The organism is Niallia yueguangensis (genome assembly GCF_052663115.1).
Window position 1 is genome coordinate 17609 of the sequence record NZ_JBQTCX010000020.1, and the last position, 13527, is coordinate 31135.

At 34.1% G+C, this 13527-nt stretch carries 12 protein-coding genes; 7 read left to right on the forward strand and 5 right to left on the reverse strand.

Annotated elements, in window-relative coordinates; translation table 11 throughout:
* Positions 1-199 precede the first annotated feature (199 nt).
* The gene (locus ACTYA4_RS16590; RefSeq protein ID WP_443482815.1) at positions 200-664 is read right to left on the reverse strand and encodes a YkyB family protein; all 465 of its coding nucleotides are present in this window, start codon (positions 662-664) and stop codon (positions 200-202) included.
* Positions 665-1032: 368 nt separating this feature from the next.
* Here ACTYA4_RS16590 and ACTYA4_RS16595 point away from each other — a divergent pair, with 368 nt between their 5' ends.
* Complete coding sequence (locus ACTYA4_RS16595; protein ID WP_443482814.1) at positions 1033-3135, forward strand: sensor domain-containing protein; 2103 nt, start codon at positions 1033-1035, stop codon at positions 3133-3135.
* Between the two features lie 240 nt (positions 3136-3375).
* On the opposite strand, the gene ACTYA4_RS16600 is transcribed toward ACTYA4_RS16595, so the two are convergent.
* Positions 3376-4110: a C39 family peptidase gene (locus ACTYA4_RS16600; RefSeq protein ID WP_443482813.1), complete on the reverse strand. Its 735-nt coding sequence runs from the start codon at positions 4108-4110 to the stop codon at positions 3376-3378.
* A 356-nt stretch (positions 4111-4466) separates the two neighbouring features.
* On the opposite strand from ACTYA4_RS16600, the gene ACTYA4_RS16605 reads away from it, so the two are divergent.
* Positions 4467-5684 (forward strand): EAL domain-containing protein, encoded by a 1218-nt coding sequence (locus tag ACTYA4_RS16605; protein WP_443482812.1) that lies wholly within the window; start codon positions 4467-4469, stop codon positions 5682-5684.
* Between the two features lie 281 nt (positions 5685-5965).
* Here the strand turns inward: ACTYA4_RS16605 and ACTYA4_RS16610 are convergent, their stop codons facing one another.
* Positions 5966-6205: a glutaredoxin family protein gene (locus tag ACTYA4_RS16610; RefSeq protein ID WP_443482811.1), complete on the reverse strand. Its 240-nt coding sequence runs from the start codon at positions 6203-6205 to the stop codon at positions 5966-5968.
* 371 nt (positions 6206-6576) lie between these two features.
* Here ACTYA4_RS16610 and ACTYA4_RS16615 point away from each other — a divergent pair, with 371 nt between their 5' ends.
* The 5 genes from ACTYA4_RS16615 to ACTYA4_RS16635 all read left to right on the forward strand — a co-directional run bounded on the left by ACTYA4_RS16615 (position 6577) and on the right by ACTYA4_RS16635 (position 11514).
* The gene (locus ACTYA4_RS16615) at positions 6577-6813 is read left to right on the forward strand and encodes a YkuJ family protein (protein ID WP_443482810.1); all 237 of its coding nucleotides are present in this window, start codon (positions 6577-6579) and stop codon (positions 6811-6813) included.
* 803 nt (positions 6814-7616) lie between these two features.
* Positions 7617-8522, forward strand: a complete 906-nt coding sequence (ccpC, locus tag ACTYA4_RS16620) for a transcriptional regulator CcpC (protein WP_443482809.1) — start codon at positions 7617-7619, stop codon at positions 8520-8522.
* Positions 8523-8675: 153 nt separating this feature from the next.
* Complete coding sequence (dapD, locus tag ACTYA4_RS16625; RefSeq protein ID WP_443482808.1) at positions 8676-9386, forward strand: 2,3,4,5-tetrahydropyridine-2,6-dicarboxylate N-acetyltransferase; 711 nt, start codon at positions 8676-8678, stop codon at positions 9384-9386.
* 140 nt (positions 9387-9526) lie between these two features.
* Positions 9527-10654, forward strand: coding sequence for an N-acetyldiaminopimelate deacetylase (locus tag ACTYA4_RS16630; RefSeq protein ID WP_443482807.1), 1128 nt, complete (start codon positions 9527-9529; stop codon positions 10652-10654).
* Between the two features lie 200 nt (positions 10655-10854).
* Positions 10855-11514, forward strand: a complete 660-nt coding sequence (locus ACTYA4_RS16635; RefSeq protein WP_443482806.1) for a potassium channel family protein — start codon at positions 10855-10857, stop codon at positions 11512-11514.
* A gap of 54 nt (positions 11515-11568) precedes the next feature.
* Here ACTYA4_RS16635 and rnjA read toward each other — a convergent pair whose 3' ends face one another.
* Positions 11569-13236, reverse strand: coding sequence for a ribonuclease J1 (rnjA, locus tag ACTYA4_RS16640; RefSeq protein ID WP_443482805.1), 1668 nt, complete (start codon positions 13234-13236; stop codon positions 11569-11571).
* Positions 13236-13448 (reverse strand): DNA-dependent RNA polymerase subunit epsilon, encoded by a 213-nt coding sequence (locus ACTYA4_RS16645; RefSeq protein WP_443482804.1) that lies wholly within the window; start codon positions 13446-13448, stop codon positions 13236-13238. Before ACTYA4_RS16645 ends, rnjA begins: the two co-directional genes overlap by 1 nt.
* Positions 13449-13527: the final 79 nt, after the last annotated feature.

Consider the following 13527-nt stretch of genomic DNA (forward strand, 5'->3'; position numbering starts at 1 on the left):
ATCGGCATTTTTTAGAGGATCGCAGGTGGGAGTTATTAAACAGGTAAAGAGGATCCTCAATTAATTCCCCGAAGTTAGCTTATAGAAACCAATTTACTAGGGTCTGATTTCGCACTATAGATAGTATATTTGATGCGAAAAATATACTATCATTGTGGATCCGACCCTTGCGGCATTATGCCGCTTTGGCTGTAGGCTGTTAATAACTTTCTCCAAGCCTTTTGAAAACGGGTTTTACATATTTCTTTTTTCTTAAGTCATTATGCTGATCAGGTTCTTTTAATCCAGTGTAATGGATTAGGAGTTTTTTCGCTTGATTTAAGGAAAGAGTTGATTTAGGATTTCGGACATCATTGCTTAATGAACCTAAATGGGGTAATTCTTCAAAATCTTTTTTTGTGGGAGGTAAATGGAATAAATACTTACCGCATTCAATTAATATATCTGATTGCTGTTGACTGTTTTTTGGATTATTGGAAAAATGAAGACCGATTTTTTTAGCTTTTCCTTCTTCTATTAGTTTTTTCAGACTATTATGTTTTAATTTATATAAAAATCTTGGATCAGTTGCTGTTTTCGCATGGCGATTTACAACAAAAATTGCTTGAGAGAGGTTTTCAATAGTTGGATTTAAATGGGATGGGTAGTGATGATACCTATTCATTACCTTTATACTCCTTTCAATTGTATGTAGAATACAAGCTATTATACTATTTTTACGGCAGAAAGGAAATGGAAGAAGTAATTTATTCCGTAAAAAGTCCATTTAGGGGGAATGTTTTGTGATCCACAAAATCCAAGCTGCCTTTTGGGAGATGGAAGAACCAGTAAAGGAGATTTTTACATTAATTAGACGTGATAAGGAAGAATTCCATTGTAAATTTATTGTATAAATTACAGTAATTGCTGAGGTATTATAGAATAGTAAGTATTTCTGTTTCGTATCGAGATGATAAGGGATCTTCAATAGCTATAAGTAGATAGGAATCATACATACTAGAGAAATTAGCATCAAATATAAGGATGATTAAAATGAATATAGACAATAAGCAATTAAATAAGCTGAGTAAGAATGATAACGAGAACGATAATCTGAAAGAAATTAGTTTTGAAATAATAAATAGTCATATGAAGGATATGGTTTTTATTATGAAAGTAGAAGAAGGACCTATTTTTCGTTATCTTTTTGTTAATGAAGCATGTCATAATAAATGTGCATTACCTAAAGAACTTATTGGTAAAACATTTAAAGACGTACTTACAAAGGATATGTATCAGTTTTTACAAGGTGAGTATGCTAGTGTCTTTTTTACGAAAAAAACTCGTTTATTTACTAGCCAAAAGAAAATGGACGATGGCAGCAGATGGAATAGTGAATCGGTTTTAACACCTATTTTTGATGATTTGGGCAATGTAAAATATATTGTAGCAATTACAAAAGATGTAACAAAATCTTTAAAAGAAAAGAAACAATTGATCGAAAGTGAACAGCAATTTCGTTCTCTAGTAGATACTAATTTGGATGCGATAATTTCTGTAAACTTACACGGTGAAATACAAGAAATTAATCCTGCAGGTGAGACGCTACTACAAGCAGCTTGTAAAGAAGAGAAACCTAACTCCATCTTTGAAATAATTGGAGGAAACCATCAACCTGTTTTTAAAAACCTGCTAAATAAATGTAAATTAACGAATGCTTCACAGTCATTAAATGCATCATTAAAAAGTGAAAATGATCGACATTTACCTGTTCATATAAAAATCGTTCCTATTCTCGTACATCAAGTAATGCAAGGGATGTACATCATTATGAGAGATATGTCTGAAAAAACAAAAACAGCTGAAAAAATTCATTATTTAGCATTTCATGATCAATTAACAGGTCTTTATAATCGTAGAGCCTTATTAGCAGATATAAATCTAGAAATAGAAAAATTAAAGGGATCTGAAATACAATTTGCCTTATTAACCATTGATTTAGACAGATTTAAATATATTAATGATACATTTGGCCACATTGTGGGCGATCAAATATTAATAAAAGTGGCAGAAAGGTTATTAGAATTTCATAATAGTAATTGTCATGTGTACAGACAGGGTGGCGATGAGTTTAATATTCTGCTTGCAAATACAACAAGAGAGCATACACGCAGATTTGCTCAAAGTATTCTCTCGAGGTTTGCAACTTCCTTTTACCTTAGTTCCCAAGAATATTATATTACGCCAAGTATCGGCATCAGTATGTATCCTATTGATGGAAACAGTGAAGAAACATTAATTAAAACAGCAGACGAAGCACTTTTTCGTGTGAAAGAACGGGGAAAAGCGCATTATGAGTTTTATTGTGCAGAAATGAACAGTACATTAAAAAATACAAATATTGTTTCACTCGAAACAAATTTAAGAAAAGCAATTCAAAATAAAGAATTAGAGTTATTTTATCAACCACAAATAAACTTAACAGATAATACATGCAACAGTTTTGAAGCTCTTTTAAGATGGAATAGCCCAAATCTTGGCTTTATTTCACCAGGTGAATTTATTCCGTTAGCGGAGGACACTGGATTAATTGTGCCAATAGGTAATTGGGTTATCGATACAGCGTGCAAACAAATTCGAGAGTGGAAATTATTTTATAAAAAAGATTTTCGTATCGCGATTAATTTTTCACCAAAGCAATTTCAACAGCCGAATTTAATCGAAATAATTAAAGAGGCAATTTGTAGATACGGTATTGATCCATCTGCACTAGAAATTGAAATAACAGAAGGTGCCATGCAAAATACGATGGAAGCAATCCCTGTATTGCGAAAACTAAAAGAATTGGGCGTTATTATTTCGGTTGATGATTTTGGAACAGGTTATTCATCATTAAGTTATATTAAACAATTTCCAATTGATGTTTTAAAAATAGATCAATCGTTTGTAAAAGATGTGCTGATAAATGCTAAAGATGCTGCTATTACAACAACTATTATTCATTTAGGGCAAAATTTAGGCATGGAAGTAATTGCCGAAGGAGTAGAAAAAAAAGAACAGGCTGACTTTTTAATTCGTGCAAATTGTCATAAAGCTCAAGGTTTTTATTTTTCAAAACCACTTTCAAATAAAGAAATCATTCAGTTTTTTTTATAGGGTATGTATTATTTTTGTAAAAGTACATAAAGATAAATTAAGTATACTCTTATATGTTTTGTTATCCATTCTTTGCTTCATTTAGTTGTATTTATAAGGAACGGTAAAAAGTGAAGGGATGGAGTTTCAATAGAAGACGTTCCATCTACTTGTTTAAGAAGAAGAGATACCAAATCAAGAAAAAAAGGAGCTGTTTTCGATAGCATCAGTGGGGAAGGACTTCCCCACTCGATCATGAAGCTATTGGTAAGTGATAGCCCTTGATTTTAACGCAATCCAGGATTGAATAAAGCGTTTTTTGTTGACTTTTACATTCTTTTTTCCTAATAAAGGGTCGTTTAAAAAAACATACTCTTTATTAAAGCCTACTAATACAACTGCATGTAAATCTAAAGGTGTTTTAATGATATGTCCATTATGTTCCCATTCCTCCCATCTATCGGGAAGTCGATAGTCGCCCGTTGTCCAGACTACTATAGGGAAACCTTTTCTTACATGATTTTCGAGGACAGAAAAGTCTTGATTTGTTAAATTAAGGGCTTGATTAGGTAGATAATGATTTACTAATTCCTCCATTGGTTTATCGAAAACCGCATAGCCAGCTTTTTTTCCAGTCATATCCCCAACAAATCCGACAGAAGGATCTCCCCATTTCAAAATATTTCCTCGTTTTTTTACTAAGGGATCTTTGTCTAATCTGATTTGATTAAATAAATCCATTTTCGTTACTTTTAATCCTGCATAATTTAGAACCATCGTTAAACTAGTCACTTCACATCCATACTTTAATTCAGGATTTTGTTTAACTAGTGGTACATCTAATATAATTGTTTGATTTCCGGTCATTAATGCTTGCTTTTGGATCGTATGCATTTTATTAGAAATGCTGTGCAAATCAAAAGTCTGCATTAGTGATGATGGTATGTGTAATGGAAGTAATGAAAGGGAGAAAATGATTATCTTAAACTGATGCATTTATTTCCTTCTTTCAAATGCCGACTCCCACTATTAATGTTAACGAATATCAATCTTTTATGATAAGACATTATTTCCATGTATATGTGGTAGAGAAGGAGGAAGAACGAAGAAAGTGAGTGTTTAGTCGTTTAGAAAACACTTAATATCAACTTGAGCAGGCTTGTAAGGAGCAAATTTAGCAAGGTAGGAATGATATCTGTGAAAATGTAAACAACAGAAAATTAGCGATCTTCGGCAGCCTAAAAAGGTATTCAGAAAATGGAATAAATATTGCATATAATACATCAATATCACATAAATATGAGTTTTTTTATGTTATAATAAATCATTATTTAGAGGGAGGCTTTCAAAATATGGATGCTTTGGATATTTTGACAGATTTAGATAATGTCATCCCTTATTTTCAAGCGATATTCAGTGCAGATGAACACAAGGTGATTGGTTATGAAATATTAGGACGGTATAAAACAAAAGGGGCTATAGAAAGTTTAGGGCCCTTTTTTATGGATGAAGGAATACCAGAAGAATATAAACAAGAAGTTGATCATGTTGTTCTGACAAAAGCTTTGGAAAAAGCAGTAGATCTTGATAAAGATGTATTGCTTTTTATAAATAGGGATGCTGATTTGCTTATGCAAGATGATGGGGAAGCGTTTCTGCAAATGCTGTTATCTTTTGAGGAAAGAGGAATCTCATTAAATAGAATCGTTTTAGAAATTTCAGAAAGAAACTATAAAGGACAATCTGATCACTTGGATCATCTACTCATTTATTATCGAACATATGGAATTAAAGTTGCCATTGATAAAATGGGGAGTGACAGCAGTTACTTGGATCGAATTGGAGATTTAGCTCCAGATATTTTAAAAATCGATTTATTAGCACTCCGCTCCACGTCTACTTCCCATACTTATCAAAATGTTTTATATTCACTCTCCATGCTTGCTCGTAAGATTGGCGCAACATTATTGTTTGAAAACATTGAGATGGTGTATCAACTGCAGTTTGCCTGGAAAAATGGAGGCAGATTTTATCAAGGGTATTATTTACATTATCCAGAGGAAAAGTTTGTAGATCGACATTTTCGAAAAACAACATTAAGAGATGAAATTCATGAATTTATTTCTTATGAAAAAAAGAAATTAACTGGCATTTTTCAATTTTCAGAAACATTTCAAGTGCAAATCCAAGAATTAATAGGGAAATATCGGAAGCATAACTCTTACGAAGAACTACTTAAATTTTTATCAAATGATTTATCTGATATTGCCTTTAGAATGTATGTTTGTGATGAAGATGGTTTTCAAAAATCTTCCAATATATTCAAGGAAGATTCAGACTGGATACTACAATCAGATTATAAACATAAAAACTGGAGCTGGCGTCCTTATTTCCTAGAAAATATTATTCGAATGAGGAATGAAAAAAGAGGGATTCTTTCGGACTTATACAGTGATATAGAAACAGGTGAAACGGTTAGAACATATTCTTTTCCGTTGAATAGTCATGATTATTTATTCATTGATTTATCATACAATTTTTTAGATAAAATGGATGTATTATTAAATTAAATGAGAGGAAAATACTTTCTGTTAAATTATTCCTTTTTAAGGGGGGGTTACAGGAGGTGTTTTTTTGTTAGGCTGTTTTCGTATAGAGTGTTGCTTTTAAACGCGCAGCCTGCATACACTTCGTCCGTTTAGCGAGCGTCGAGCCTCCTCGTCGCATACGCTCCTGCGGGGTCTCGTCTTTCTCGCATTCCCACAGGAGTCTACGTGTATGCAGGCTGCTAAGAAACGCTTTTCCAAATGTCTTATGTAAAAAACAACAAACTTTTAGAAAACAGCCTTTGTTAATTAGTAAAACCTAATGCTTGTTGAAGCTGTTCCAAGTCAAAACCAGTAATAACTTTACCTTCTATTACAAATGTAGGCGTAGTGTATGATTGATATTTGTTTATTAGTTCTTTTTTAGCATTAGCATCTTTTTGAATATCTTTTAATTCATATGGAAAACCCTTATCTTGTAAAAATAATTTTGCAAATTCACAAGGCGGGCAATCTGGTTGAGTATAGATAGTGATTTTTTTCAAAATAGTAATCCTCCAATTGCTGAGTATAGTTTCATCATACTCATTCATGTGCTTAATTTCAATTAATAAACGTTTTGAATATTCACTCACAGTACATATATAATAAGAAAAGCGTAAGGCGTCTGCCTGTCAGTGCCCTAAAGCGACACTCGTCAAAGTTGAAAAAATTTTTTTACTTTCTTGCCTTTTAAAAAAAGATTAGCAAATTTTTCACTTTTACTTGGACAAACCACGTACAATCTTTTATTCTGTTATTATTGGCATTTACACATAAGTAGAAATACCTTCAAATTTAATTGGAAAGTGTATAGAAACGTGCTAATAGTGAAACCTATTGGTAATATATAGGTTTGTTTGAAAGGAGAGAGAGCATGTCACAACTTCAAGGCATATTAACAAGATTAAAAAATTTACAAGAACAATCAACAGGGGGAGAACCAACCCAACGATTTTTTGAAGTGAATGGTGAAAGGAAATGTCAAGTTACATTTCATCCTAAAACCGAAACGTTTGAGTTAGAAGTGTATCAGGATAAAGAAAAACCGAAAAGATATCAATTTGATAATGTTGATATGATTACGATTGAAATCTTTGATTTAATTCAATAAAACTTAACTTTGGAGCTGCTATAGCTCCTTTTTATTGTTTTCTCAAAGTTAGTTGTTTTTTACGCGGAAAAATGGGAGAAGAGATACTCAGCAGCCTGAATACACGTAGACTCCTGTGGGAATGCGAGAAAGACGAGACCCCACAGGAGCATATGCGGCTCAGGAGGCTCGACGCTCGCTAAACGGACGAAGTGTATTCAAGCTGCACGTTTAAAAGCAACATTTTATACGAAAACAAGCCTTATTTTTTCTGTAAAGAATACACACTTTTAGTAGCATATATTTTTGAAAAATGACTTATGCTAACAAATGAGGTGAATGAAATGATTCCTAATGTAATCTGTCCCCAATGTTTAAAAAAAGAAACGTTGGAGCATGTATTAACAGCTCAATCTAATCAAAATATTATTTACCAATGCCCAAGTTGTAATTATACAGTCAGAAATATTCAAACAAGTAAAGGGTAAAAAGAGAATCATAGCAAAGGTATAAAAAGATTCTTAAGGCTTTTTTCTAAAAGTTTGTTTTTTTTAATAACATAATAAACATGTCTGAAGCACTGAGCAGCCTGAATACACGTAGACTCCTGCGGGAAAAGCGAGAAAGACGAGACCCCACAGGAGCAAAGCGACGAGGAGGCTCGGCACTCGCCCGCGGAAAGCGAAGTGTATTCAGGCTGCGGATTAAATAACAACAACCTATTTGAAAAGAGCGTTTTTTAGCATGGATCATATTATAAAATGTACAAGAAGTGACTTTTAGAATTGAGCTCTACTAATAAGAAAACAGTAAAGAGGAAAAAGATGTCTACTATGTCTGAACTACAGTTGCTAACTGTATTAGCACAAGAAATGAATATGAGAAAAGCTGCAGAAAGACTTTTTGTATCACAGCCTGCATTATCCCAACGTCTTCAAACAATTGAAAAAGAATGGGGGGCTCAATTGTTTATCCGCTCGCAAAAAGGCCTTTCGTTAACAGCTGCAGGAGAAATAGTTACAAAATTTGCAGCAGAAACGATAAACAAAGAAGAAAGAGTGCGTGAAGAAATCTTTGCTTTGGAAGAGGAAGTACATGGAACGTTAAAAATTGCCGTAGCAAGCATTGTTGGACAAAATTGGCTTCCTGCTGTTTTAAAACGGTTTGTCGCTAAATATCCTCAAGCAAAAGTATCTCTTGTTACAGGATGGAGCAGTGAGATATTAAAATCGATTTACAAAGATAATATCCATCTTGGCATTGTTCGTGGATATTCTGACTGGAAAGGTACTAAAATGCATTTATTTGATGATCCTTTGTATCTTGTTGATACGGAAATCTCAAGCTTAGATCAATTACTGCAAACGGATAGACCATTTATACAGTTTAAAAGTGATTCAAATTATTATGAAGAAATTGATTTATGGTGGCACAGGCAGTTTCAAATACCACCAAAGAAAACAATTGTGGTAGATCAGATTGAAACATGTAAACAATTATGTTTTAACGGTATAGGTTATAGTATTCTACCTTCCATTGCATTAAAAGATGCAGAACAAAATGTATTAAAAATTCCATTGTTTAACGAAAAAAATGAGCCAATAAAAAGGGAAACATGGCTTATGGGATATGAAGCATCTTTTCAATTGAAACAAGTACAAGCATTTATAGAAATTGTCAAAGAATATTTAATAGATTGTCCATTCCATAACGGTTACAACCTAAAATAAGGAAAATGATTAAAGTGAATTGCCCCATTTTCCATGATTATTGGAAAAAAGTTTGCCTATTAAATAAGAGACAGTGATTTTTTGCTTGTTTTCACTTCTTTTGTTTGGTAAAGTAATTTCGAGTATGATTTATACATAATGGAGGTAGAAGCAATGAAAATGATGGATGCAAATGAAATTATTTCATTTATTCAAAATAGTAAAAAATCAACACCTGTAAAAGTTTATGTAAAAGGTGATTTAGCTGATGTAAATTTTGGCGAGAATGTACAAGCTTTTATTAGCGGAGATGCAGGAGTTGTTTTTGGCGAATGGACAGAAATCAACGCAGCATTCGAAGCAAACAAAGGGAAAATTACCGATTTTGTTGTAGAAAACGACCGTAGAAATTCGGCAATTCCACTTTTAGATTTGAAAAATATCAATGCTCGTATTGAGCCAGGTGCATTCATTCGCGATCAAGTAGAAATCGGCAACAATGCTGTTATCATGATGGGTGCAGTTATTAATATCGGCGCTGTAATTGGAGAAGGTTCTATGATTGATATGGGAGCGGTACTTGGTGGAAGAGCTACTGTAGGTAAGAACTGTCATGTTGGAGCAGGAGCTGTTTTAGCGGGAGTAATTGAACCGCCATCTGCAAAACCTGTAATCGTAGAAGACGATGTACTAATTGGAGCAAACGCAGTGGTAGTAGAAGGTGTTACAATTGGTAAAGGATCCGTTGTAGCTGCTGGAGCGATTGTACTGGAAGATGTACCTGCAAATACATTAGTAGCAGGAGCACCAGCTCGTGTTGTTAAAGAAATTGACGAAAAAACAAAATCAAAAACTGAAATTATGCACGAACTTCGTCAGCTATAATTTTGAAATAAAAAGCGTGGATAAGTCGTCCACGCTTTTTTTGTGTTAAAGGGAAATAAAGCTACTTGTAAAGTCTTATTTCCATATTACGCTGCGACGGAAAAGTAAATGAAAGTTTTATATATGATGGAGGTATTCTAATGGGAGAGAGTGCAGATTTTATAAAAATTCGCAGAGATCTACATCAAATTCCTGAATTGGGATTTCAAGAATTTAAAACACAAGCATATTTGCTTCAATATATCCGTACATTACAAACGGACAGAATGGAAATAAAAACATGGGAAACAGGCATTTTCGTTAAAGTGTCTGGATTTGATTCATCCAAACTAATTGGCTATCGTGCCGATATGGACGGCTTGCCTATGAAAGAAGAAACAGGGCTTGCATTTCAGTCTGAGCATCAAGGCAACATGCATGCATGCGGACATGATTTGCATATGAGCATTGCGCTTGGTGTATTAACAGAGATAGTTAACAACCCTATTAAAGATGATGTCCTGTTTATCTTTCAGCCAGCAGAGGAAGGCCCTGGGGGGGCAGAGCCGATGCTTAAAAGCGATATCATGCAAGAGTGGATGCCAGACATGGTGATTGCTTTACATATCGCACCAGAATATCCGGTTGGCACCATTGCATTAAAGCCAGGCCTGCTGTTTGCCAATACATCAGAACTATTTATTGATTTAAAAGGAAAAGGGGGACATGCTGCTTATCCTCATCAAACAAATGATATGGTCATTGCAGCATGCAGTCTTGTCACTCAGCTTCAATCGATTGTTGCAAGAAATATTAATCCACTTGACAGTGCAGTTGTTACAATTGGAAAAATCACTGGCGGCACGGTTCAAAATGTTATTGCAGAAACAGCAAGGTTGGAAGGGACGATGCGAACGCTTTCCAGTGAATCTATGGAATTGGTTAAACAGCGCGTCCAATCTCTTGTTAAAGGGGTGGAAGTTGGTTTTAACTGTGAATGTACCATTGATTTTGGCTGTGGCTATTATCAAGTGTATAATGAAGAGCAGCTGACAAAAGAATTTATGGCATTTGTAGAAAATCAAACGGAAGTAAACGTTATAGAGTGTAGGGAAGCGATGACAGGCGAGGATTTTGGCTATATGTTAAAGGATATCCCAGGCTTTATGTTTTGGCTTGGAGTGGATTCCCCGTACGGATTGCATCATAACAAACTAAATGCAAACGAAGAGGCCATTGGATCTGCTATATCGATGTTAACAAAATATTTGCAATACAAAGGAAACTAAATAACACTGTAAAACAAGCGGAAAATACTTTTGCTCGTTTTACAGTGTTTTCTGTCTTATAAAAAGGAGAAAATGAATAGAAGGAATAGGTTATTGTTTCTCTACAAGGTTGGAAATATGATAATATTAGAAAGTATTCAAAGAAAATAACTACTTTATCGTAGTAATTACTATTGAACAGTTGTATGGAGGATTCTAGTTTGAAGAAAGAATTTGCAGTTATCGGATTAGGAAGATTTGGAGGCAGTATTTGTCGCGAATTAGTAGAACTTGGAATGGAAGTAATGGTAATAGATAAAAACGAAGAGCGCATAAATGAGTATGCAAATATTGTTTCCCATGCGGTCGTAGGGAATTCGGTTGATGAAAATGTTTTAAAAAGTTTAGGGATTCGAAACTTCGAACATGTTATAGTCGCAATTGGAGATGATATTCAGGCAAGCATTCTTACTACCCTTATTTTAAAAGAGTTGGGTGTAAGTAATATTACCGTTAAAGCGCAAAATGATTATCACGAAAAGGTGTTAAATAAAATTGGAGCAGACTCCATCGTACATCCTGAACGGGATATGGGAAAAAGGATTGCCCATAATATTGTTTCCAATAATGTACTAGATTATTTAGAATTATCAGATGAACATAGCATTGTTGAAATAAAGGCAAGCAATAGATTAGATGGTTATACAATGGTTGATTTAGACATCCGTGCCCGTTATGGAATAACAATTGTTGCTATCAAACGGAATAATGACATTATTGTATCTCCACAGGCTTCAGAGCCAATAAAAGAAAATGATGTTTTAATCGTAATTGGTGCAGACTCGGATATTAATCGTTTTGAGAAAAAAGTGATGTCTTAAAAATAAGTAAAAAGCACGCATTTATTTTGCGTGCTTTTTGTGTAGCGGTTCTTTTTAAACTTCCATAATGATTGGAAGGATCATTGGTCTACGTTTTGTTTTTTCATATAAGAAAGGAGACAATGTTTCGATAATCTCATTTTTTATTTCTGACCATTGTGTTGTTTTACGTTCCATTACCTTATTTAGATGTTTATTTATTAAGTTTTGCGCATCATTTATTAAATCACCAGATTCACGCATATATACAAATCCTCTTGAAATAAGATCTGGACCTGCTGAGATTTTAAAATCTTTCATATTGATGCTAACAACAACAACAACTAAACCTTCTTCTGAAAGAATGCGGCGATCTCTTAACACGATATTTCCGATATCGCCAATTCCGCTGCCGTCAATATAAACGGAGCCAGAAGGAATTTTGCCGGCAATATGTGCAGTATCATTGGAAAGAGCAAGAACTTCACCATTATCCATAATAAAGCAGTCTTCTTCGTTTACACCACAGTCAATCGCAAGCTCAGAATGCATTTTTTGCATTCTGTATTCTCCGTGAATAGGCATAAAGAATTTGGGTTTCATTAAACGCAGCATTAATTTTTGTTCCTGCTGTCCACCATGACCTGATGTATGGATATTATTTAACGGTCCATGAATAACTTCTGCTCCTGCACGATATAGCATATTAATCGTTCTGTTTACACTAATTGTGTTCCCTGGAATTGGTGAAGAAGAGAATACGACTGTATCACCAGGAATTATTTGAATCTGACGATGTGTTCCATTTGCAATTCTTGACATGGCAGCCATCGGTTCTCCTTGACTTCCTGTACAAAGGATTGTTACTTGATTAGCAGGCAGGCGATTTATTTGCTGTGGTTCAATAAATGTTTCCTTTGGCGCTTGAATAAACCCTAACTCTAATCCTATATTGATAGCTGCTTCCATACTTCTTCCGAATACAGCCACTTTTCTTCCGTATTCCACAGCAGCATCTGTAACTTGTTGAAGGCGATAAATATTAGAGGCAAAGGTAGCAAAAATAAGTCTGCCATCTGCTTTTCTAAAAATATCTTGAATGCTGTCACCGACAAGTCTTTCTGACATCGTAAAGTTTGGAACTTCAGCATTTGTACTGTCAGAAAGTAGACAGAGCACTCCTTCTTTACCTATTTCCGCCATTTTTGTTAAGTTTGCTGGTTCACCAACAGGTGTAAAGTCGAACTTAAAATCTCCAGTATGAACGATTTGTCCTGGCGGGGTTTTGACAACGATACCATAGGAATCAGGGATACTATGTGTCGTTCTAAAAAAAGATACAGAAGTCTTTCTGAATTTAATAACATCCTCTTCCTGTATTTCATGTAAAGTTGTCTGACGTAATAGACCGTGCTCTTCTAGTTTATTTCTTACTAGTGCAAGTGCTAATTTTCCTCCATAAATAGGAATGTTAACTTGTCTTAAAAGGTAAGGGATACCACCTATATGGTCTTCGTGACCATGTGTGATAAATAAGCCTTTAATTTTGTCTACATTCTTCACAAGAAAGCTGTAATCCGGAATAACATAATCAATTCCTAAAAGCTCGTCCTCTGGGAATTTAATTCCCGCATCAATAAGAATAATCTCATCTTGAAATTGAACACCGTATGTGTTCTTACCGATTTCCCCTAGACCTCCTAGAGCAAATACAGCTGTTTGATCATTTTTAACAAATTTCATTATTCAATCTCCAATACTGTAAAATCTTCATTTTGTTTTTCATATTCTAAGAATGCACCTTCGACAGCAGTAATAAACTCAATATTATATGGTTTTTCTGCAAGTTTTGTTCTAATGTCTCTTTCAGATACACCTTCCATATAAATAGTTCTAGTTTTTTCTCTTACTGGTACTTCTGCTTTTGAGTCTTGATAGTATACTTTAAAAATCATGATGAATCGCTCCTTAATATTATTATCTAATTATATTATATAAAAAGTTAACATGTTTTTCATGTTTTTTCTTTTAAAT

Bases quoted from the DNA above. Each gene is read 5' to 3' on its own strand.
- ACTYA4_RS16590 (WP_443482815.1), bottom strand. From the start codon at position 664: ATGAATAGGTATCATCACTACCCATCCCATTTAAATCCAACTATTGAA.
- ACTYA4_RS16595 (WP_443482814.1), top strand. From the start codon at position 1,033: ATGAATATAGACAATAAGCAATTAAATAAGCTGAGTAAGAATGATAAC.
- ACTYA4_RS16600 (WP_443482813.1), bottom strand. From the start codon at position 4,110: ATGCATCAGTTTAAGATAATCATTTTCTCCCTTTCATTACTTCCATTA.
- ACTYA4_RS16605 (WP_443482812.1), top strand. From the start codon at position 4,467: ATGGATGCTTTGGATATTTTGACAGATTTAGATAATGTCATCCCTTAT.
- ACTYA4_RS16615 (WP_443482810.1), top strand. From the start codon at position 6,577: ATGTCACAACTTCAAGGCATATTAACAAGATTAAAAAATTTACAAGAA.
- ccpC (WP_443482809.1), top strand. From the start codon at position 7,617: ATGTCTACTATGTCTGAACTACAGTTGCTAACTGTATTAGCACAAGAA.
- dapD (WP_443482808.1), top strand. From the start codon at position 8,676: ATGAAAATGATGGATGCAAATGAAATTATTTCATTTATTCAAAATAGT.
- ACTYA4_RS16630 (WP_443482807.1), top strand. From the start codon at position 9,527: ATGGGAGAGAGTGCAGATTTTATAAAAATTCGCAGAGATCTACATCAA.
- rnjA (WP_443482805.1), bottom strand. From the start codon at position 13,236: ATGAAATTTGTTAAAAATGATCAAACAGCTGTATTTGCTCTAGGAGGT.
- ACTYA4_RS16645 (WP_443482804.1), bottom strand. From the start codon at position 13,448: ATGATTTTTAAAGTATACTATCAAGACTCAAAAGCAGAAGTACCAGTA.